Raw genomic sequence first — 20,863 nt, forward strand, 5'->3', positions numbered from 1 at the left:
GGCGCTTCTCAAAAAGCGGATGAACCATTCCAACATGCGGACACCGTCGATGACGGTGGAGTGGGCCGCTGTCGGAGGATCGGCGCCCGGGAGGCGCAGGGAGCAGGCGTCGTTGCCTGCGGTGCCTACGGCTCATGCCCGGTGGCGGGGAAATCGAAACCGCCGGGTTGTGGCTACTTATGTGCAGCCCTGCATAGAGACTCATTTTACGGTGCGTGGCGCGGCCGCGCCCAGAGGGCCGGGCCAAGACGTACGTCACACGCGTGGCGTACGCGTAACGGGCCGATGGCGTGAACCGGCCCGTTACGCGTACGAAGCAGGCGGGGTCAGCCGCCGGCCGCCACGCCGAACAGTGCGCCCAGGCCGTACGTGATCGCGGCGGCCGCGCCGCCCAGCGCCAGCTGGCGCAGTCCGCTGAACCACCAGCTGCGGGCGGTCACCCGGGCCACCACCGCGCCGCAGCCGAACAGTCCGGCGAGCGCCAGCAGCACGGCCGGCCAGAGCGCGCCGGCGCCCAGCAGGAACGGCAGCACCGGCAGCAGGGCGCCCAGCGCGAAGGCACCGAACGAGGAGAAGGCGGCCACCAGGGGCGACGGCAGGTCGCCCGGGTCGATGCCCAGCTCCTCGCGGGCGTGTATTTCGAGGGCCTGCTCCGGGTCGCGCGAGAGCTGACGGGCGACCTCGCGGGCGAGCCCGGGCTCGACGCCCCGGGACTCGTAGAGCGCGGCGAGCTCCCGCTCCTCGTCCGCGGGGTGCTTGCGCAGCTCGCGCCGCTCGACGTCCAGCTCGGCCTCGACCAGCTCGCGCTGGGAGGCCACGGAGGTGTACTCGCCGGCCGCCATGGAGAAGGCGCCGGCGGCCAGTCCGGCGAGGCCGGTGATCACGATGGTGCGGTGCGAGACGTCGCCGCCGGCCACGCCGGTCATCAGGGCCAGGTTGGAGACGAGGCCGTCCATCGCACCGAAGACCGCGGGGCGCAGCCAGCCGCCGTTGACGTCACGGTGGGTGTGGTTGTCCCGGTGCGCCTCGTGCAGTACGGCGTCCGTCTCGATGATGGCCACGGCCTATCCCTCTTCCCTGGTCCGGGTTCTCCGGAGACGGGCCCGCTGCCCGCCCGCCCCCGCTCGACACCATCGAAAATACGCACGAAAAATCGCTCCTGCCAGCAAGGCAGGCCGTACTTACCACCCTGCGTAACCGGATAGGTACGGCTTGCCTTGCTGTCCGGAAGGCGTCATCCGAGTGGCCCTTTTGTGTGCGTAACCGGCCTTCTGCCGGGCTCGGCGTGGAACGGATCCCACAGGCACGAGTACTGGCTCGGTACGAGCGAAGGGTCGACGCGATGGAGACGGTCGCAGGAAATCCGACGGCGCCGCGGGCGGGCGGCACACGGACGGCACGACTTCCGGAGGACCCGGAGCCGGGCGGGCCCGTCGACCGGGCCAGGGGCGCGCTGCTCGGCCTTGCGGTCGGCGACGCGCTCGGCGCCCCGGCGGAGAACATGCGGCCCTCCGAGATCCGCCGCCGCTGGGGCCGGATCGAGGGCTTCGTCAGCGACGACCCGGCGGGCACCGACGACACGGAGTACGCGATCTTCTCCGGGCTGCTGCTGGCCCGGCACGGCTCGGAGCTGACCGTCACCGATGTCGAGCGGGCCTGGCGGCTGTGGATCGCCGACCTGGACGAGGGCCCGTTCCGGGGCGCCGGCTTCAGCGAGCGCGGCACCCTGGAGAACCTGCGCCGGGGGCTGGCCGCGCCGATCTCCGCCCAGCACCGGCACGCCTGGAGCGACGGCCTGGCGATGCGGGCCGCGCCCTTCGGCGTCTTCGCGGCCGGCCGCCCCGCCGAGGCGGCCCGGCTGGTCGCGGTCGACGGCCGGGTCAGCCACGAGGGCGAGGGCATCTACGGCGGCCAGGCGGTGGCCGCCGGGGTGGCCGCCGCGATGACCGGCGCCTCGGTCACCTCGGTGATCGCCGCCGCGCTCTCGGCCGTCCCCATGGACTCCTGGACGGCCCGCTCGCTGCGCCGCGCGGTGACGGCGGCGCGACGCCCCTACCCCGACCGCCTCACCGGCGAACGCGCGGTCCGCTCCGCCGTCGTGGTCGGCGGCTACCCCTGGACCGACCTCGCCCCCGAAGCGGTCGGCCTGGCCTTCGGCGCCTTCGCCGCGGCCCGCGGCGACTTCCGTACGGCGGTGCTCATGGCCGTCAACATGGGCCGCGACGCCGACACGACGGCCGCGGTGGCGGGCGCCCTCGCCGGCGCCCTGCACGGCGCCTCGGCGATCCCCCGCCTCTGGTCGGACGCCATCGGCCCGGTCCGCGGCAGCTGCCTGCCCTCGATGCGGGGGTACCACGTGGCGGACATCGCGGACCTGCTGGCGCCGGGCGCGGCGGACGGCGGACCCGGTGGCGAAGGGGCGGTGCGGCGATGAGCGGCACACGGCGCGCCCGCGTCGAGGGGCTGCTCGTCGGGCTGGCCGCCGGGGACGCCGCCGGGTGGCCCGCGGCCCGGCACCGGGCGGCCCGGATGCCGGAGTGGACGCGGCGGCTGACGCGGGAGCTGGACACCTTCGCCGAGCAGAACGCGACGACCACGCTCCCCGTGCCCATCGCGCTCAATCAGCCGCCCGAGCCGCTGCGGCTCGGGCCGTCCGACGACGCCGAGTGGGCGGCGTTCGCGGCGGGGACCGTGCTGGCGGCGGCCGGGCGGGCCCGGGCCGGGACGGCCGCCGGGACCGCCCCGCGCGACGCCCACGTCCGCGCCGCCGTCACCGGGGCCTGGAACTCCCTCGCCGCCGAGGTGGCCGCCGCGGCGGCCCGCGCGACCGAGGTGGAGGCGGCCGTACTGCCGTTGCGGGCACGGATCTCGGTGCGGGCCGGGCTCGGGAACCTCGCCGCCGGACTGCGGCCGCCCGCCACCGGGCACGACAACCCGCACTACTTCGACGACGCGGCGTGCGTACGGGCGGCCGTGCTGGCGGTCGTCCACCCGGGCGACCCGCACGCGGCGGCGGAGCTGGCGGAGTTCGACGCGCGCTTCACACAGGACGGCGACGGGGTGCACGGGGCGCGGGCGATGGCCGCCGCGATCGCCGGGGCGCTGGGCGGGGCGGACGTGGACACCGCGGTCGACGCCGCGCTGGCCCAGCTCCCGGACGGCACCGAGATCGCCCGCAACGCGGCCCACGCGGTCCGGATCGCCCGGGAGTTCGCCGGGGAGCGGGCCGGGGCGTTCGCGCTCGTCCCGGTCCTGGAACACCAGATCGTGGACCACGTCTACAGCTACGGGATCGCCGCCGCCGAAACCGTACCGGTCGCCCTCGCCCTGGCCACCGCGTCGAGGGGCGACATCGCACAGGCCGTGCCCGCGGCGGCCTGCCTGTCCCGGGTCGCGGACTCCGCGCCCGCCCTGGCCGGGGCGCTGACCGGGGCACTGGGCTCCATCGCCTCCGTCCCCGACGGCTGGCGGGAGACCTGCCGGACGCTGGCCGGCTGCGCGCTCCCCCGCCTCGCCGGCACGGATCTCATGGAACTCGCCGGGCTGCTGGCAGCCACGGAACCGGCCCCCACGGGTGGACAATCCGGACATGACATCCACCGTGCCGCCGGCGCCCACGACATCCCCCTCCCCGACGACAGCCACGACGCCCGCGACCCCCGGGGCGCCCACGCTCGATGACCGGATCGCCGGCGCCCTCGTCGGCGCCGCCGTCGGCGACGCGCTGGGCGGCCCGGTCGAGGGCCGCTCGCCGGAGCAGATCACGGCCCGGCACGGCGGCAGGATCACCGGGATCGTCGGCCCCTGGGACGGCGACGACTGGCGGACCGCCCGCCCGATCGCCCCGTACCACAAGGGCGACGGGCATGTCACCGACGACACCTTGATGACGCACGCGCTGGTCCGGGTGTACGGGAAGGTGCGCGGCCATCTCGACGCGTACGCGGTCGCCGACCACCTCGTACCGGAGCTGATCGGCGTACCGCGCTGGATTCCCGAGCTGGAGGCCGAGGCGCTGCCGCTCCAGCGGGTCTTCCTCGCCGAGAAGTGGATCGTCGCCCGGCTGCACTACGGGCACGTCGACCCGCGCGAGGCGGGCTCCGGAAACATCGTCAACTGCGGGGCGGCGATGTACATGGCGCCGGTCGGCCTGGTGAACGCCGCCCATCCGCGGGCGGCGTACGACGAGGCGATCGACGTCGCGGGCGCCCACCAGTCGAGTTACGGCCGGGAGGCGGCGGGTGTCTTCGCGGCCGGGGTCGCCGCCGCCTGCGCGCCCGGGGCGACGCCGGCCACGGTCGTGGAGGCGTGCCTGTCGCTCGCCAAGGACGGCACCCGCGCCGCGATCGAGGCCGTCTGCGAGGCGGCCTCCCGCCACCGGGACGTCGAGTCGGCGCTCGTCCCGCTGCGCGCGGCCGTCGCCCCCTTCGACACCGTCGGCCCGGACTACCGCGCCCCGTCGCTCGGCGCCCGCCGCCCGTCCCGGCTGCACGCGATCGAGGAACTGCCGGTCGCCCTCGGCATGCTGCTGGCCGCCGGCGGGGACTACCGGCAGGCGGTCCTCGGCTCGGTCAACTACGGCCGCGACTGCGACTCGATCGCCACCATGAGCGGCGCGCTCGCGGGCGCCCTGCACGGCGAGCGCGCCGTCCCCGCCGACTGGGCGGCCACCGTCGCCGGGGCCAGCCGCCTCGATCTGCGCGCCCCGGCCCGGACCCTGGCCGAGGTGGCCCGCGAGGTGTTCGCCCGGGACACCGCCCGCCGCCGCGCCCACGAGGCCGCCTTCGCGACGCTGGCGGGCACCCCGTGACCACGGCGGTACGGGTGACCTGGGTACAGCCGGAGGACCTGGTGGGCCACGAGCTGCGGCAGGCCGCCGAGGACGGCCGCGACGCACGCGCCCTGGCCCGCCGGTGGTACGAGGCCGGCGGCTCCCCCGCCCCGGAGCGCGCCGGCGCGTCCGACCCCGGCGCCCCACCCGGGCTGCGCGCGGTCGCCGAACGGCTGCTGGACGAACTCGCCCTGCTGGAATCCCCGCTGGCCGGTGACGAGCCGGACGGCCTGGACGCGATCCGGGCCGCCTGCCCGCAGTGGCCGCACGCCCGGGAGGTGCGGCCGGCCGGCCCGGAGCGGCTGCACGCCGCCTGGCTGGGCCGCGCCGCCGGCTGTCTGCTGGGCAAACCGGTCGAGAAGCTGCCGCTGGAAGGCATCCGCGCCCTGGCCCGGGCCACCGGCAACTGGCCGCTGGACACCTGGTTCACCGCCCGGGGTCTGCCCGCCCCGCTGGCCGCCACCTACCCGTGGAACCGGCGCTCCGCGGCCACCTCGCTCGCCGAGAACATCGACGGGATGCCCGAGGACGACGACCTCAACCACCCGTTGCTCACCCTCCTGCTGCTCCAGCGGCACGGCGCCGCGTTCACCACGGCGGACCTGGCCCGGCTGTGGCTGGACGAGCTCCCGGCGGGGCGTACGTTCACCGCCGAGCGGGTCGCGTACCGCAATCTGCTCGACGGCATCGAGCCCCCGGACACCGCCCGGCACCGCAACCCGTTCCGGGAGTGGATCGGCGCGCAGATCCGGGCCGACGTGCACGGCTGGACCCGCCCCGGCGACCCGGCGGGCGCGGCGGAACAGGCGTACCGCGACGCGGTCCTCACCCACACCGGGAACGGCGTCTACGGCGCGATGTTCACGGCGGCGGCGCTGGCCGGGGCGGCCGGCGGCGAGACCGATGTGCACGGCTGCCTGGCCACCGGACTGCGCGTGGTGCCGCCGCGCTCGCGGTTCGCGGCGGCGGTACGGGACGGCATCGAAGCCGCCCGCGAGGAGCGGGACTTCGATACGGTCGTGGACCGGCTGCACACCGCGTACGGCAGGTATCACTGGGTGCATGTGCTGCCCAACGCGGCCCTGCTGGCCGCCGCCCTCACCCATGCCGACGGCGACTTCACCGGTTCCGTCTGCAAGGCGGTGTCCGGCGGCTGGGACACCGACTCCAACGGCGCGACCGCCGGTTCGCTCGCCGGACTGCTCGCCGGCCGGCCGGACGCGCTGCCCGACCGGTGGACGACCCCGCTGAAGAACCGGCTCGCCACGTCCGTCCCCGGCTTCGACGGAACCGGCTTCGACACCCTCGCCGACCTGACCCACCGGCTCACCCACGAGGAGGCACTCCGCCCATGACCAGGATCGCGGTGCTCGGCAGCACCAATATGGATCTGGTGGCCTACGTCGACCGGGCCCCGGAGCGCGGCCGGACCGTCACCGGACGGGAGTTCCGCACCGTCCCCGGCGGCAAGGGCGCCAACCAGGCCGTCGCCGCCTCGCGCGCGGGCGGTGACGTGCTGATGATCGGCGCGGTCGGCGACGACGAGTACGGCGTACGGATGCGGGAGAACCTGGAGCACTCCGGCGTCGACACCGACCTGCTGCACACCGCCGAGGGCCCCAGCGGCATCGCCCACATCGTGGTCGACGCCAAGGGCTCCAACGCGATCGTGGTCATCCCCGGTGCCAACGGCACCATCACCGCGATCGGCCCGGGCGAGATGGCCGCCATCGCCGAGGCGGATCTGCTGCTGCTCCAGCTGGAGCTGCCGATGTCCGCCGTGATCGAGGGCGCCCGCGCCGGTCACGCCCAGGGCGTACGGACCGTGCTCACCCCCTCCCCCGTACAGGAGCTGCCCTCCGAGCTCCTGGACCATGTCGACCTGCTGATCCCCAACGAGCACGAGGCGGCCGAGCTGACCGGCTACGACGACCCGCACGCGGCGGCGGAGATCCTGCTCGGCCAGGTCCCCGCGGTGCTCATCACGCTCGGCTCGAAGGGCAGCCTGTACGCGGCCCGGGGCAGCCGCACCATCCACTTCCCGGCCCCGGACGTGACCGCCGTCGACACCACCGGCGCCGGGGACACCTTCGTCGGCACCCTGGCCGTGGCGATCGGCGAGGGCCGCCCCGTCCCGCAGGCCGTCGCCTGGGCCTCGGCCGCCGCCGCGCTCTGCGTGCAGAAGCCGGGCGCCTCGGTCTCCATGCCGTACCGCAGCGAAATCGACGGCGCGTGAGCGCCCCCGCGGCACCGCCGCTCACCGGACTGCGGGTGGTCGATCTCGCCACGCTCTTCGCGGGCCCGCTCTGCGCGACGATGCTGGGCGACTTCGGCGCCGAGGTGATCAAGGTCGAGCATCCGACGCGCCCCGACCCCTCCCGGGGCCACGGGCCCGCGAAGGACGGCGTCGGCCTGTGGTGGAAGCTCCTCGGCCGCAACAAGCGCAATCTGACGCTCGACCTGTCCGCCCCGGAGGGCCGCGATCTGCTGCTGCGGCTCGCCGCGGACACCGATGTGATCATCGAGAACTTCCGGCCGGGCACGCTGGAACGGTGGGGCCTCGGCCCCGACGAGCTGCACGCGGTCAACCCCCGGCTCGTGCTGGTGCGCGTCACGGGCTTCGGCCAGTTCGGCCCGTACGCCCACCGGCCAGGCTTCGGGACGCTCGCCGAGGCGATGAGCGGCTTCGCGGCGATCACCGGGGAGCCGGACGGGCCGCCGACCCTGCCGCCGTTCGGCCTGGCCGACTCGATCGCCGCGCTCGCCACGGCGTACGCGGTGATGGCCGCCCTCGCCGGGCGCGACCGGACCGGCGAGGGGCAGGTGGTCGACATGGCGATCATCGAGCCGATCCTGACCGTGCTCGGCCCGCAGCCGCTCTGGTACGACCAGCTCGGTTACGTACAGCCGCGCACCGGGAACCGCTCGCGCAACAACGCGCCGCGCAACACCTACCGCACCTCGGACGGGCAGTGGGTGGCCGTCTCCACCTCCGCGCAGTCCGTCGCGGAGCGGGTGATGCGGCTGGTCGGGCGGGCGGACCTGATCGAGGAGCCGTGGTTCGCCTCGGGCGCCACCCGCGCCGAGCACAGCGACGAGCTGGACGAGGCCGTGGGCCACTGGATCGCCCGGCACAGCCGGGAGGAGGCGCTGTCCGCGTTCGAGAAGGCGGAGGCCGCCATCGCCCCGATCCACGATGTACGGGATGTGATGGAGGACCCGCAGTACCGGGCGCTGGACACGGTCACCGAGGTGAACGACCCGGAGCTGGGCCCGCTGCGGATGCAGAACGTCCTCTTCCGGCTCTCCCGTACCCCGGGGGCGATCCGCTGGACGGGCCGCCCGCACGGGGCGGACACCGAGGAGATCCTGACCGGGCTGGGGCTGACCGGGCCCGAGATCTCGGCGCTGCGGGCGGAGCGGGTGCTGTGAGCGCGGCGGCCCCCCTCACCCTGCTGTACGTGCCCGGGGACCGGCCGGACGTCGTGCGCAAGGCGGCCGCCTCGGGGGCGGACGTGGTGATCGTGGACCTGGAGGACGCGGTCGCCGCCGACCGCAAGGAGTACGCCCGCGCGGCGACGGTGGAGTTGCTGTCGGAGCCGCCGTCCGGCGCGGCACCGCCGGTGCATGTGCGGGTCAACGACGAGGCGGACGTGCTGGCGCTGGCCGGGCTGCCGGGGCTCGGCGGGCTGCGGCTGCCGAAGATCACCCATGCCGCGTCCGTGCACCACATCGCGGCGCTGGCCCCCGGGGTGGCCCTGTGCCCGCTCCTGGAGTCGGCGCTCGGCATCGAGCACGCGTACTCGGTGGCCGCCGCCCACCACCAGGTGCGGGCCATCGCCCTGGGCGAGGCGGACCTCCGCGCGGATCTGGGCGTACGGGAGGACGCGGGGCTCGACTGGTCGCGCAGCCGGGTGGTGGTCGCCGCCCGGGCGGCGGGCCTGGCGCCGCCCACGCAGTCGGTCTTCACGGACGTCCGCGACCTGGACGGCCTCTGGTCCTCCTGCGCCCACGGCCGGGCCCTGGGCTTCCTGGGCCGGGCGGCGATCCACCCCCGCCAGCTCCCGGTGATCGAACGCGCCTTCCGCCCGACGCCGCAGGAGGTCGAAGCGGCCTGGGAAATCGTGGCTGCGGCCCGCGACCAGACGGGCGCCCAGGCCCTCCCGGACGGCCGCTTCGTGGACGCGGCGGTGGTTGCGCAGGCGCAACGGACACTCTCGCTGGCCGAACGAAATCGGTGAGCCGGCACCCCACCTGACCGCTTTGTCCTCAATCGCCGGACGGGCTTGGTTTCCCCCGCCACATCAAGCCCGTCCGGCGGAGCCAATTCAACGGCGAGCGGCCAAATCAAGCCCGTCCGGCGATTGAGGACACCCCACGACGGCGAAGGGGCCGCCGGAATCCCGGCGGCCCCTCACTCAGCTAGCGCGCGGCGTCAGCCCTTCGCGGCCTCCGCCGTTCCGTCCGCCTTCGGCGCGTCCGCGTCCGCATCCGCATCGGCATCCGGCTTCGCATCGGCCTCCGCCTCCGCGGCCTCCGGCTCGTCCGACTCGGACGCGTCCGCGTCCTCCGCCTCGTCCGAGGATTCCGGCGCCTCCGGCGCCCCCGGCTCCACGATCTCCTCGCGGCCCGGGCGGATCTTCGCCGAGATCACGATGTACGTCACGGCGAGCACGAACACGATGAGCGCGGTCCACACGTTGAGCCGCAGGCCCAGGATGTGGTGCGCCTCGTCCACCCGCATGTACTCGATCCACGCGCGGCCCGCGCAGTACGCCGCGACGTACAGCGCGAAGGCCCGGCCGTGGCCCATCTTGAAGCGGCGGTCGGCCCAGACCACCAGGAGCGCCACGCCGACGCACCACAGCGACTCGTACAGGAAGGTCGGGTGGTAGGTGCCGGCCAGCCGGTTCGGGCCGTCGCTGATCTTCAGCGCCCACGGGACGTCGGTCGCCCTGCCGTACAGCTCCTGGTTGAACCAGTTGCCCCAGCGGCCGCACGCCTGGGCGAGGGCGATGCCGGGGGCGAGGGCATCGGCCCAGGCGGGCAGCGGGATGCCGCGGCGGCGGCAGCCGATCCAGGCACCGACCGCGCCCAGCGCGATCGCACCCCAGATGCCGAGGCCGCCCTGCCAGATCTTGAAGGCGTCGACCCAGTCCTCACCGTCGCTGAAGTACAGCTGGTAGTCGGTGATGACGTGGTAGAGCCGGCCGCCGACAAGCCCGAAGGGCACCGCCCAGACGGCGATGTCGGCAACGGTGCCGCTGGTGCCTCCTCGGGCGACCCAGCGCTTGTTGCCGAACCAGACGGCGACGAAGACACCGATGATGATGCAGAACGCGTAGCCGCGGAGCGGGATCGGTCCGAGATCGATCACGCCGGTCGACGGGCTGGGAATGTAGGCAAGGTTCATGGCAGCGTCGACGCTACCCTGCCGGACGGGAGGGAGGACAACCCGCCCGGCAACGTCTGGGTAACGAGCGGGCCGTCGATTCCCCCGGCCGGCCCTGTGGAAACGGCCCCCGGCCCTACGGTGTGGCCGTGGGGGTGGCCGGTTCCTTGCCCTTGTTGGCCTCGGCGACCCACTTCTTCAGATTGGCCACGGTGATCGCCTCGTCGCCCTTCTTCGGGAAGATCGACTCCCCGTTGAGCAGGGCCGTCGGAGTGCCCTGGAAGCCGCCCTCGCTGAACGCCTTGTTGGACTTCTGCACCCAGGTGTCGTGCTTGCCGTCCTCGACGCAGCCGCGGAATTCGGCCGTGTCGAGGCCGTCGACCTTCTTGGCCAGCTCGATCAGCTTGTCGTTGTCGCCGAAGGCGTCGTCGGTCTCCGCCGGCTGGTTGCTGTACAGCACGTCGTGGTACGCGGAGAACTTGCCGGCGTCCTGCGCGCAGGCGGCCGCGTTGGCCGCCTTGAGGGAGCCGCTGCCGCCCATGTTGCCGTCGATGATCGTGGCGAGGTGGTAGTCGACCTTGATCTGGCCGTCGCGCTCCATCTGGTGGATCGTGTCGCGGAACGCGGTCTCGAACTGGGCGCATACCGGGCAGCGGAAGTCCTCCCAGATGGTGAGGGTGGACGGGGCGTCGTCCGCGCCGACCCGGATCGCCAGGGCGTCCTTGCCGGTCGCCCCGGACGGGGCGACGGCCGGTCCGGACGCCTTGGACTTGTCGCTCTTGCCGTCGGTGTTCGCCGCGATCACGCCGACGACGGCGGCCAGGCCCAGGACCCCCACCACGGCCGTGGACACGATCAGCGTGCGGCGCCGGCGGTCGCGCGCCTTCGCCTGCTCGCGCTGCTGGATCAGCCGGTCTCGCGCGGCCCTCTTACCCTGTTCGTTCTTCTCGCTCACACCGCGCAAACGACCCGGGGAGGCACTCGCGTGCCTCCCCGGACCGAGGTCCACCCGTTCGGGTTACCTCAGGTGTCAGCGCTTTCGAACACCCTCGGCAAGATCGGCCGCCAGCGAACGGACGCCCGCGAGCCCGGCCGCCTCGTCGGGGGCGTCCAGCATGCACTTGACGAAGGCCGAGCCGACGATGACGCCGTCGGCGAAGCCGGCGACCTCCGCGGCCTGGGTGGCGTCGGACACGCCGAGGCCGACGCAGACCGGCAGCTCGGTGGTGGCCCGGGTCCGCCGGACCAGGTCCTGGGCCTGTGCGCCGACCGAGGCGCGGGTGCCGGTGACGCCCATCAGGGACGCGGCGTAGACGAAGCCGGAGCCCGCGTCGGTGATGGTGGCGATCCGCTCGTCCTTGCTGCTGGGCGCGACGACGAAGACGGTGGCCAGGCCGTGCCGCCCCGCGTGCTCGCGCCACAGCGCGGACTCCTGGACCGGCAGGTCGGGCAGGATGCACCCGGCGCCGCCCGCCTCGGCCAGCTCGGCCGTGAACCGCTCGACGCCGTACCGGTCGATCGGATTCCAGTACGTCATGACCAGGATCGGCGCCCCGGTGGCCTCGTGGGCCTCGCGCACCGTGCGCATCACGTCGGCGATCCGCACGCCGCCGCGCAGCGCGATGTCGTCGGCGGTCTGGATGACCGGGCCGTCGAGCACCGGGTCGCTGTGCGGCAGCCCGACCTCGATGACGTCGGCGCCGCCCGCCACGGCGGCCTTGACTGCCTCGATGCCGCCGTCGACGGTCGGGAAGCCGGCCGGCAGGTACGCGATGAGCGCGGCCCGGTCCTCGGCCCGCGCGGCGGCGAGCGTGGTGTTCAGCAGTTCGATGTTGCCGCTCACAGCGCGTCCCCCTCGATCTCCGCGTTCCGGCTGCCGGCGTCCGCCTCGACCGCCGCGTCGGTGTCGTACAGCCCGAAGTAGCGGGCCGCCGTGTCCATGTCCTTGTCGCCGCGCCCGGAGAGGTTGATCAGGATCAGCCCGTCCTTGCCCAGCTCCTTGCCGACCTCCAGCGCCCCGGCCAGCGCGTGCGCGCTCTCGATGGCCGGGATGATGCCCTCGGTACGGGAGAGCAGGCGCAGCGCCCGCATGGCCGCGTCGTCGGTGACGGCGCGGTATTCGCCCCGGCCCACGTCCTTGAGGTAGGCGTGCTCGGGGCCGATGCCCGGGTAGTCCAGACCGGCCGAGATGGAGTACGGCTCGGTGATCTGGCCCTCGTCGTCCTGGAGGACGTAACTGCGCGAGCCGTGCAGGATGCCGGGCTCGCCCGCGGTCAGGGTCGCCGCGTGCTCGCCGGTCTCCACGCCGTGTCCGGCGGGCTCGCAGCCGATCAGGCGGACGTCCGCGTCGGGTACGAAGGCGTGGAAGAGGCCGATGGCGTTGGAGCCGCCGCCGACGCAGGCCACGGCGGCGTCCGGCAGCCGGCCGGCCTGCTCCAGGATCTGCCGCCTGGCCTCCACACCGATGACGCGGTGGAAGTCGCGGACCATCGCCGGGAAGGGGTGCGGGCCCGCGACCGTGCCGAAGAGGTAGTGAGTGCGGTCCACGTTGGCGACCCAGTCGCGGAACGCCTCGTTGATGGCGTCCTTGAGGGTGCGGGAGCCGGACTTCACGGCGATGACCTCGGCACCGAGGATGCGCATGCGCGCCACGTTCAGCGCCTGGCGCTCGGTGTCGATCTCGCCCATGTAGATGGTGCAGTCGAGGCCGAAGAGGGCGCAGGCGGTCGCGGTGGCGACGCCGTGCTGGCCGGCGCCGGTCTCCGCGATGACGCGGGTCTTGCCCATGCGCCGGGTCAGCAGGGCCTGCCCCAGCACGTTGTTGATCTTGTGCGATCCGGTGTGGTTGAGGTCCTCGCGCTTGAGGAAGACCCGGGCGCCGCCGGCGTGCTCGGCGAAGCGGGGGACCTCGGTGAGGGCGCTGGGCCGTCCAGTGTAGTGGACCATCAGCTCGCCGAGCTCGGCGGCGAACGCGGGGTCGGCCTTGGCCTTCTCGTACTCGACGGCGACCTCGTCCACGGCGGCGACCAGCGCCTCCGGGATGAACTTGCCGCCGTACGCGCCGAAGTAGCCCTCGGCGCTGGGGATCAGACCCTCCGGGTCCGGGATGAAGAAGTCGGAAGACATGCGGGACGTGCTCCTCGTCGTCACAGGGGTGATGGCACCGTCTGCGCCGTGGGCGGAGCGCCGCCCCGGTCCGGGACCGGGGCGGTTTCGGGCACGCGGGAAGGCGGCCCGGCTCGCTCTACGGCGCGCGTCCCGTGCGCCATCGCATGCCGTTGACCTGACCGGGCTCGGCGCCGATCACGTACCGCACCCGCCGGCCGTGCACCCGGCGCGCGGGCGCCCGGCAGCCGCGGTGCCACGAGGGCAGCGCGCAGCGCATCGGCTCGGGGTGCGGAAGGGGGGACACGTCCGGGTCAGCCCCGTCCGTGGCGCAGCGCCGGGTGGGCGCCGGCGGCGACGAGGTCGGCGACGGCGGTCCGCGGGTCGCGGCCGGTGACCAGGGACTCGCCGACCAGCACGGCGTCCGCGCCGGCGTTGGCGTAGGCGATCAGGTCGTGCGGGCCGCGGACGCCGGACTCGGCGACCTTGACGATGTGGCCGGGGATCTCGGGGGCGACGCGCTCGAAGGTGGAGCGGTCGACCTTGAGGTCCTTGAGGTTCCGCGCGTTGACGCCGATGATCCGGGCGCCGGCCTCGACGGCGCGCTCGGCCTCCTCCTCGTCGTGCGCCTCGACCAGCGGCGTGAGGCCGATGGACTCGGCGCGCTCGATCAGGGAGACCAGGGCCTCCTGTTCGAGGGCGGCGACGATCAGCAGCACGAGGTCGGCGCCGTACGCGCGTGCCTCCCACAGCTGGTACGAGGTGACGATGAAGTCCTTGCGGAGGATCGGGATGTCGACCTTGGCGCGGACGGCCTCCAGGTCGGCCAGCGAACCGCCGAAGCGGCGCTCCTCGGTGAGGACGGAGATGACGGAGGCCCCGCCGGCCTCGTAGTCCGCGGCGAGCGCGGCCGGGTCGGCGATGGCGGCCAGCGCACCCTTGGAGGGGCTGGAGCGCTTGACCTCACAGATGACGGTCACGCCCTCGCCGCGCAGGGCGGCGACACCGTCCTTGGCTTGGGGGGCGCGGGCGGCGCGTTCCTTGAGCTCGTCGAGGCTGACGCGCGCCTGCCGCTCCGCGAGGTCGGCGCGTACGCCGTCGATGATCTCGTCGAGCACACTCACGCGAGCGGCCCCCTTCCGGAACGGTGACAAAAAAATCCAACAGGCCACAGGATCAGCCACTCCGATGTTATCCGCAGGAGGGCGCCGGCCTCGCATCCACCCGGCGGCTGTCCCACTACCTGGGACTTCACGGGGCGAGCCCGGAGCCGAAGGGGAGGTTCCGGACGACCGTGAAAAGCAGCAGTACGGCGCCGATCGCCCACCAGTGCACCGGCCGCAGCGCGATCCGCAGGGGCTTTCCGCGGGCCTCGCGGATCAGCCATACGGCCCACAGCACGGCGAAGATCCCGTAGCCGACGACGGCGAGCGCGTTGGCGCCGAAGGCGGCGGCCAGGTCGCCGTGGGCGAAGGCGTGGGCGCTGCGGAGGCCGCCGCAGCCGGGGCAGTAGATCCCGGTGAACCGCAGCAGCGGGCAGACGGGGTAGTGGCCGGGCTGGTTCGGGTCGACGGTGGCGACGTATCCGAAGGCCCCGACGACGGCGGCGAGCACACCCACCGGGACGGCGGTCCGCCGCAGCCGCGAGGCGCCGGCGGGGGCCGTGGGGAAGAGGGGTGCCCGCACGGGGGCGAAGGGCGGCGGCCCGGGAGCCGGGGCGGGGTTCTGCGTTGGCGTTGCGTCCACCCGGTGATTGTCGCCGCTGACGCGGAAAGGCGCAGCCCGGTCCGGGCCGCGCCTTTCCGGCATACGTGGTGCGGGGGTCAGGAGGTCTGCGCCTGGCCGGCGCGCGCGCGGGCGGCGACCAGCTCGGCCGGCTCCTTCGGCATGCCGAGGCCCGCGGCCTTCATCGCGAGGCCGACGACACCACCGAGCAGGACGACGCCCATGCCGGCCCAGAAGCCGACCGGGTTGGCCGCGACCATGAAGACGCCCGCGACGCAGAAGCCGATGAAGGCGATGATGACACCGGTCCAGGCGGCCGGGGTGTGTCCGTGGCTGCTGCCCGCCATGAGTTGCTCCTCGTTGGTGTTGCGCTGTTGGAATCGCTCGGGTCGCTGTGCCCACGGCCCGTGCCGCTGTGCCAGCTCACCGTCATTGTCCCGTACGTGCGGGTAGGACGTGAGCTGGGGGGTCATGCCTCGCGCGTCGGGTCCTCGCCGCGGTCCAGGGCCTTCCACAGATCCTCGGGCCGGTCGGGGTCGAGCGGGCGCGGGGCCTTGCGGGGGCGGGGGGTGCCGTCGCGCTCGTAGCGCCCGGACATGGTGGGCCAGCGGCTGCCGTAGCGCAGGGCGAGCAGCCCGGCGAGCAGGATCAGCAGGCCGCCGGCCGCCGTGACGTACGGCCAGGCGGTGTGGCTGAGGGCGGTGATGGTGGCGGCGGCGTCGCCGCTGGTGCGCGCGGCCTTCTCGTCCAGCGCCCCGCTGTCGGACGCGCCGATGAAGGCGCTGAGCGCGGCACCGAGTCCGCTGAGCGCGAGGAGTCCGGCGACCACGCGCCGGCCGCCGCCGCGTACGGCGAAGACGGCGACGAGGGCGGCCAGGCCGACGATGGCGAGGGCGGCGGGGAGTCCGGTGACGTCCTGCCCGTCGGCGCTCAGCGGCAGGCTGCCGCCGCCGACGGGGGCCTTGCCCTCGGCCCAGGTCTGCCCGGAGGCGAGCAGGACGACGGTCGCGCCGGCCGCCCCGAGGAGCAGGCCGGCGGCCAGGGTGCGGCGGCTCCCCGCACTGTCGGGCGCGGCGGCGGCTTCGGTACGGGGCTGGGGTACGGGGACGGCACTCACGTACTCCACTATCCCTCACCGGCCGGGAACGCCCCACCGCGCCCCTGGCCGGGAGGCACCGGCGTACGGCTCAGGCGCCGCCGAGGCGGTTGGCGGTGTGGACGGCGCGGAGGACGGCCGCCGCCTTGTTGCGGCACTCGGTGTCCTCGGCGACCGGGTCGGAGTCGGCGACGACGCCCGCGCCCGCCTGGACGTAGGCGGTGCCGTCGCGGAGCAGGGCGGTGCGGATGGCGATGGCGGTGTCGGAGTCCCCGGCGAAGTCGAGATAGCCGACGCAGCCCCCGTACAGGCCCCGGCGGGTGGGTTCCAGCTCCTCGATGATCTGGAGGGCGCGGGGCTTGGGGGCGCCGGAGAGGGTGCCGGCGGGGAAGCAGGCGGTCAGCACGTCGAAGGCGGTGCGCCCCTCGGCGACCTTGCCGGTGACGGTGGAGACGATGTGCATCACGTGCGAGTAGCGCTCGATGGACATGAAGTCGACCACCTCGACGCTGCCCGGTTCGCAGACCCGGCCCAGGTCGTTGCGGCCGAGGTCGACGAGCATCAGGTGCTCGGCGCGCTCCTTGGGGTCGGCGAGGAGTTCGTCGGCGAGGGCCTGGTCCTCCTGCGGGGTGGCGCCGCGGTGCCGGGTGCCGGCGATGGGGTGGACCATGGCCCGGCCGTCCTCGACCTTGACCAGGGCCTCGGGGCTGGACCCGGCGACGTCGAAGCCGTCGAACCGGAAGAGGTACATGTACGGCGAGGGGTTGGTGGCGCGCAGCACCCGGTAGACGTCGAGGGCGCTCGCGGTGCACGGGGTCTCGAAGCGCTGGGAGGGCACCACCTGGAAGGCTTCGCCGGCCCGGATGCGCTCCTTCACGTCCTCGACGGCGTCCTGGTAGGCCCGGCCGCCCCAGAGCGCGGTGTACGGGGGCAGCTCGGAGGGCGGCAGGGCGGCGGGGGCGTTCTCGACGGGGCGGCGCAGGTCGCGCTCCATCGCGTCGAGCCGGACGACCGCGTCTGCGTACGCCTCGTCCACGCCGGTGGCCAGGTCGTTGTGGTTGATGGCGTTGGCGATGAGCAGGACGCTGCCGTCCCAGTGGTCCAGGACCGCGAGGTCGGAGGTGAGCAGCATGGTCAGCTCGGGCAGCCTGAGGTCGTCGCCGCCGCTCTCGCCGATCTTCTCCAGGCGGCGCACGATGTCGTAGCCGAGGTAGCCGACCATGCCGCCGGTGAAGGGCGGGAGGCCGGATTCGCGGTCGTGCGGGGTGTGCAGGGCCTCGATGGTGGCGCGCAGGGCGTGCAGCGGGTCGCCTTCGGTGGGGACGCCGACCGGCGGGGCGCCGAGCCAGTGGGCCTCGCCGTCGCGGGTGGTGAGCGTGGCGGCGCTGCGTACGCCGATGAACGAGTAGCGCGACCAGGTGCGGCCGTTCTCCGCGGATTCCAGCAGGAAGGTGCCGGTGCGCTCGCCCGCGAGCTTGCGGTAGAGCCCGACGGGGGTGTCGCCGTCCGCGAGGAGGCGGCGGGTGACGGGGATGACGCGCCGGTCGACGGCCAGCTTGCGGAAGGTGTCGAGGTCCATGGCGGCAGACCCTACTGCCCGAGAAACAGAACGTCGGCGTCGAAGCAGGTGCGGTCGCCGGTGTGGCAGGCGGCGCCGGTCTGGTCGACCTTGACGAGGACGGTGTCGGCGTCGCAGTCCAGGGCGACGGACTTGACCAGCTGGATGTGGCCCGAGGTGTCGCCCTTGACCCAGTATTCCTGGCGGCTGCGCGACCAGTAGGTGCAGCGGCCGGTGGTGAGGGTGCGGTGCAGCGCCTCGTCGTCCATCCAGCCCAGCATCAGCACCTCGCCGGTGTCGTACTGCTGGGCGACGGCCGGGACCAGTCCGTCGGTGCCGCGCTTGAGGCGGGCGGCGATGGCCGGGTCGAGGTCGCTGGCGGTCCGGGGGGTGCCGGGCGGGGGCGTGCTGCTCATGGGCCCCATTGTGCCGTGGTGGCGCGGGGTGTCCGGGCGGGCGTCCACTGGGCGGACGGGGGACGGCGGTCGTACGCTGGCGGGCATGTCGACCCATGCGAAGCGCGAACGTCTTCTGCTCGCCGACCTGTTGGAGGCGGCGGGCCCGCAGGCCCCGACCCTCTGCCACGGCTGGACGGCCCGTGATCTCGCGGCCCATGTGGTGGTGCGGGAGCGGCGGCCGGACGCGGCGGCCGGGATCGTCATCGGGCCGCTGAAGAGCCGCCGGGACCGGGTCATGGCGGAGTTCACCGAGAAGCCGTACGAGGAGCTGATCCAGCTCATCCGGACCGGCCCGCCCCGGATGTCCCCGTTCGGCCTGAAGCAGCTGGACGAGGCGGCGAACACGGTGGAGTTCTACATCCACGCGGAGGACGTGCGCCGGGCGCAGCCCGACTGGACGCCGCGTGAGCTGGACCCGGTCTTCGCGGATGTGCTGTGGTCGCGTACGGAGAAGGCGGCGCGGATGCTGGGCCGGAAGGCGCCGGTGGGCCTGGTGCTGCGCCGCCCGGACGGGCAGACCGCGGTGGCGCACCGGGGGACGCCGGTGGTGACGGTGACGGGTGAGCCGGGCGAGCTGCTGCTGTTCGCGTTCGGGCGGCAGGACGCGGCGCGGGTGGAGCTGGAGGGCGAGCCGGAGGCGATCGGGCGGGTGACGCAGGCGAAGCTCGGGATGTGACCCGCGTACGCCACGGTCAGCCCGGGAGTTCCGCCCGGCGGAGCGGGGCGAGGACGAGGCCGGTACCCGCACCGGCCACGCACAGGGCGGCGCCGGCGACGAAGACCGGGCCGGTGCCCCAGAGGGCGACGGCGGCGCCGGTGACGGGGTAGCTGAGCGGCGCGAGGGCGTGCGTGAAGAGCGTGGAGACCGAGGTGACGCGGCCCAGGTAGGCCGGGTCGGTGACGGTCTGCGTGAGCGCGCCGCACAGCGAGCCGCCGAGGCCGGCGAAGAGTCCGACGAGGACCGCGACGGCCGCGGCGAGCGGTACGGAGGGCACATAGGCCAGGGCCGCGATGGCGAAGGCCCCGACGAGGACGGTCAGGCACATGACCAGTCCGGCCCTGGGGACGCGGCCTCGTACGGCGAGGAGGAGGGCGGAGGCGCCCGCTCCGGTGCCGAAGGCGGCGACGACCCAGCCCATGCCGGAGGCGCCCCAGCCGCGTTCGTCGCTGAGCAGGATGAGGCCGAGGTTGAGGGGGCCGACGAAGCCGAGTTCGCTGACGGCGACGACGAGCGTCAGGGGCCCGAGGAGCGGGTGGCGGCGGATGTGGCGCAGGCCGTCCGCCAGCTCGTGCCGGGCGCTGCCGGTGGGGGCGGCGGCCTCGGGTGCGGGCAGCGGGTGCAGTCGTACGGCCAGCAGGAGCGGGAGCGAGACGGCGAAGAGGACGCCGGCCGCGGCGAAGGCGAGGGCCGGGCCGCCGAGGGCGACGGCGACGCCGCCGAGCGGGGCGCCGATGACGTTGGCGGTCCGGGTGGCGAGGCCGCGCAGGCCCTGGACGCGGGCGAGCTGGGACGCGGCGGTGATCCTGGGCGGCAGGGCGCCCACGGCGGGCAGGAAGAGGGCGTCGACGGCGCCGAAGACGAGCGCGACGGCGATCAGCGTCCACACCGCGGGCGAGGTGAGCAGCAGGGTCCCGGCGAGGCCGAGGATCACCAGGCAGCGGACGGTGTCACTGGCGACGACCACGCGGCGCGGGCCGAGCCGGTCGGCGAGCACTCCCCCGCCGAGCAGGAGCACCGCCCGGGGCAGGGAGCCGGCGGCGAGCACCAGGCCGGTCTGCGAGGCGCTGCCGGTGCGGGCGGCGGCCCAGGCGAGGGCCATGTAGTAGACGCTGTCGCCGATCATGGACGCGGTGTACGCGCCGAGCCAGCGCAGGACGTTGCCGTCGCGGTGGGCGGGGCGGGCGGGGGCTTCGGCGGGGAACTCGGCGGGAGCGGGCAGGGTGGCGGTCACGGTCGCGTCCTCTCGGGGGGCCGGGTCAGGTGCGGAACGGGAAGCCGTACACATGGAGCGCGACGTTCTCGCGGCTCTCGCCGTCGCCGGCCTCCTCGCGGGCACGGCCCCGCTGCTCGTAGCGCTTGATGAGGTCGTTCATCTCGGAGGCCAGCGCGGCGAGTTCGGCGGCGGTCAGCCGGGCGAGGTATTCGGAGCCGAAGGAGGCGCGGCGCCACTCGGCGGGCCAGGTGCGGTTCGCGTCGAGGTGGCGGCGGTACATCTCGACGTGCTGGTCGAAGGAGAGCCGGGTGACGGCGGAGTGCGTCGCGGCCTTCTCGGGCGCGTCGCTGAAGTCCTCGTCGTGGAAGGTCAGCCCCTCCGACGCGGGCTGCCACCAGCGCTCGCGGCCGTCCCGGCCCGGCCGGTCCGCCTCCTCGATCAGGCCGTGGTCGGCGAGCTTGCGCAGGTGGTAGCTGACGAGCGAGACCGCCTCGTCCACCTGCTCGGCGAGCTGGGACGCGGTGGCCTGCCGGGCGATGTAGAGGGCCCGGTAGAGCTTCATCCGCAGGGGGTGCCCGAACGCCTTGAGGGTGCCGAGGTCGGAGACCCGGCGGGATTCGTCGTGTGCCATGCCGGTGAGCGTAGGTAGAAAAGAAAACTTGCGCAATATTTATTGCGGAAGAAGTCTTGCGCGTTTTGGTGCGCGTACGCCGCTGGGGCGCCCTCCCGAGGAAGGGCGCCCCATGGCTGTGCACACGTGAACC

Annotated in this window: 22 protein-coding genes; 8 read left to right on the plus strand and 14 right to left on the minus strand. The window is 74.2% G+C overall.

Going from position 1 to position 20,863, the window contains the following annotated elements; genetic code table 11:
* Positions 1-326 precede the first annotated feature (326 nt).
* The gene (locus OG338_RS05910; protein WP_405936305.1) at positions 327-1,061 is read right to left on the minus strand and encodes a VIT1/CCC1 transporter family protein; all 735 of its coding nucleotides are present in this window, start codon (positions 1,059-1,061) and stop codon (positions 327-329) included.
* A 281-nt stretch (positions 1,062-1,342) separates the two neighbouring features.
* On the opposite strand from OG338_RS05910, the gene OG338_RS05915 reads away from it, so the two are divergent.
* The 7 genes from OG338_RS05915 to OG338_RS05945 are packed head-to-tail and all read left to right on the plus strand — an operon-like array spanning position 1,343 to position 9,072.
* Entirely contained in the window at positions 1,343-2,434 is a 1,092-nt protein-coding gene (locus OG338_RS05915; RefSeq protein ID WP_405936306.1) for an ADP-ribosylglycohydrolase family protein, read from the plus strand.
* The gene (locus tag OG338_RS05920; RefSeq protein ID WP_405936307.1) at positions 2,431-3,681 is read left to right on the plus strand and encodes an ADP-ribosylglycohydrolase family protein; all 1,251 of its coding nucleotides are present in this window, start codon (positions 2,431-2,433) and stop codon (positions 3,679-3,681) included. Before OG338_RS05915 ends, OG338_RS05920 begins: the two co-directional genes overlap by 4 nt.
* A complete protein-coding gene (locus OG338_RS05925; RefSeq protein WP_405936308.1) occupies positions 3,590-4,810 on the plus strand; it encodes an ADP-ribosylglycohydrolase family protein in 1,221 nt (406 codons plus the stop codon). Before OG338_RS05920 ends, OG338_RS05925 begins: the two co-directional genes overlap by 92 nt.
* Entirely contained in the window at positions 4,807-6,186 is a 1,380-nt protein-coding gene (locus tag OG338_RS05930) for an ADP-ribosylglycohydrolase family protein (protein ID WP_405936309.1), read from the plus strand. The genes OG338_RS05925 and OG338_RS05930 overlap by 4 nt, the downstream gene beginning before the upstream one ends.
* Positions 6,183-7,067 carry a ribokinase gene (gene rbsK, locus OG338_RS05935; RefSeq protein WP_405936310.1) on the plus strand — a complete coding sequence of 295 codons (885 nt, stop codon included), beginning with the start codon at positions 6,183-6,185 and terminating at the stop codon, positions 7,065-7,067. The genes OG338_RS05930 and rbsK overlap by 4 nt, the downstream gene beginning before the upstream one ends.
* The gene (locus OG338_RS05940) at positions 7,064-8,263 is read left to right on the plus strand and encodes a CaiB/BaiF CoA transferase family protein (protein ID WP_405936311.1); all 1,200 of its coding nucleotides are present in this window, start codon (positions 7,064-7,066) and stop codon (positions 8,261-8,263) included. Before rbsK ends, OG338_RS05940 begins: the two co-directional genes overlap by 4 nt.
* Entirely contained in the window at positions 8,260-9,072 is an 813-nt protein-coding gene (locus OG338_RS05945; RefSeq protein WP_405936312.1) for an HpcH/HpaI aldolase/citrate lyase family protein, read from the plus strand. The genes OG338_RS05940 and OG338_RS05945 overlap by 4 nt, the downstream gene beginning before the upstream one ends.
* Before the next feature lie 194 nt (positions 9,073-9,266).
* Here OG338_RS05945 and lgt read toward each other — a convergent pair whose 3' ends face one another.
* The 11 genes from lgt to hisI all read right to left on the minus strand — a co-directional run bounded on the left by lgt (position 9,267) and on the right by hisI (position 18,123).
* Positions 9,267-10,244, minus strand: coding sequence for a prolipoprotein diacylglyceryl transferase (gene lgt / locus OG338_RS05950; protein WP_405936313.1), 978 nt, complete (start codon positions 10,242-10,244; stop codon positions 9,267-9,269).
* Positions 10,245-10,359: 115 nt separating this feature from the next.
* A complete protein-coding gene (locus OG338_RS05955; protein WP_405936314.1) occupies positions 10,360-11,178 on the minus strand; it encodes a thioredoxin domain-containing protein in 819 nt (272 codons plus the stop codon).
* Between the two features lie 75 nt (positions 11,179-11,253).
* A complete protein-coding gene (trpA, locus tag OG338_RS05960; protein ID WP_405936315.1) occupies positions 11,254-12,066 on the minus strand; it encodes a tryptophan synthase subunit alpha in 813 nt (270 codons plus the stop codon).
* Positions 12,063-13,349 carry a tryptophan synthase subunit beta gene (gene trpB, locus OG338_RS05965; RefSeq protein WP_405936316.1) on the minus strand — a complete coding sequence of 429 codons (1,287 nt, stop codon included), beginning with the start codon at positions 13,347-13,349 and terminating at the stop codon, positions 12,063-12,065. The genes trpA and trpB overlap by 4 nt, the downstream gene beginning before the upstream one ends.
* Before the next feature lie 118 nt (positions 13,350-13,467).
* The gene (gene trpM, locus OG338_RS05970; protein ID WP_405936317.1) at positions 13,468-13,635 is read right to left on the minus strand and encodes a tryptophan biosynthesis modulator TrpM; all 168 of its coding nucleotides are present in this window, start codon (positions 13,633-13,635) and stop codon (positions 13,468-13,470) included.
* A gap of 7 nt (positions 13,636-13,642) precedes the next feature.
* On the minus strand, positions 13,643-14,452 hold the full coding sequence (gene trpC, locus OG338_RS05975; protein ID WP_405936318.1) for an indole-3-glycerol phosphate synthase TrpC: 810 nt from the start codon (positions 14,450-14,452) through the stop codon (positions 13,643-13,645).
* Between the two features lie 127 nt (positions 14,453-14,579).
* Complete coding sequence (locus OG338_RS05980) at positions 14,580-15,014, minus strand: DUF2752 domain-containing protein (RefSeq protein WP_405940331.1); 435 nt, start codon at positions 15,012-15,014, stop codon at positions 14,580-14,582.
* Positions 15,015-15,151: 137 nt separating this feature from the next.
* The gene (locus tag OG338_RS05985) at positions 15,152-15,400 is read right to left on the minus strand and encodes an HGxxPAAW family protein (protein WP_405940332.1); all 249 of its coding nucleotides are present in this window, start codon (positions 15,398-15,400) and stop codon (positions 15,152-15,154) included.
* A 122-nt stretch (positions 15,401-15,522) separates the two neighbouring features.
* Positions 15,523-16,179 (minus strand): TIGR02234 family membrane protein, encoded by a 657-nt coding sequence (locus OG338_RS05990; RefSeq protein ID WP_405936319.1) that lies wholly within the window; start codon positions 16,177-16,179, stop codon positions 15,523-15,525.
* 61 nt (positions 16,180-16,240) lie between these two features.
* A complete protein-coding gene (locus OG338_RS05995) occupies positions 16,241-17,728 on the minus strand; it encodes an anthranilate synthase component I (protein WP_405936320.1) in 1,488 nt (495 codons plus the stop codon).
* A gap of 11 nt (positions 17,729-17,739) precedes the next feature.
* A complete protein-coding gene (gene hisI / locus OG338_RS06000; RefSeq protein WP_405936321.1) occupies positions 17,740-18,123 on the minus strand; it encodes a phosphoribosyl-AMP cyclohydrolase in 384 nt (127 codons plus the stop codon).
* An 85-nt stretch (positions 18,124-18,208) separates the two neighbouring features.
* On the opposite strand from hisI, the gene OG338_RS06005 reads away from it, so the two are divergent.
* Positions 18,209-18,841: a TIGR03085 family metal-binding protein gene (locus OG338_RS06005; RefSeq protein WP_405936322.1), complete on the plus strand. Its 633-nt coding sequence runs from the start codon at positions 18,209-18,211 to the stop codon at positions 18,839-18,841.
* Between the two features lie 16 nt (positions 18,842-18,857).
* Here the strand turns inward: OG338_RS06005 and OG338_RS06010 are convergent, their stop codons facing one another.
* Both OG338_RS06010 and OG338_RS06015 read right to left on the minus strand, forming a co-directional pair.
* A complete protein-coding gene (locus tag OG338_RS06010; RefSeq protein WP_405936323.1) occupies positions 18,858-20,117 on the minus strand; it encodes an MFS transporter in 1,260 nt (419 codons plus the stop codon).
* Positions 20,118-20,142: 25 nt separating this feature from the next.
* Positions 20,143-20,730 (minus strand): ArsR/SmtB family transcription factor, encoded by a 588-nt coding sequence (locus tag OG338_RS06015; protein ID WP_405936324.1) that lies wholly within the window; start codon positions 20,728-20,730, stop codon positions 20,143-20,145.
* Between the last annotated feature and the right edge of the window lie 133 nt (positions 20,731-20,863).

The sequence above is a fragment of the Streptomyces sp. NBC_00726 genome, assembly GCF_045161735.1.
Classification (GTDB): domain Bacteria; phylum Actinomycetota; class Actinomycetes; order Streptomycetales; family Streptomycetaceae; genus Streptomyces.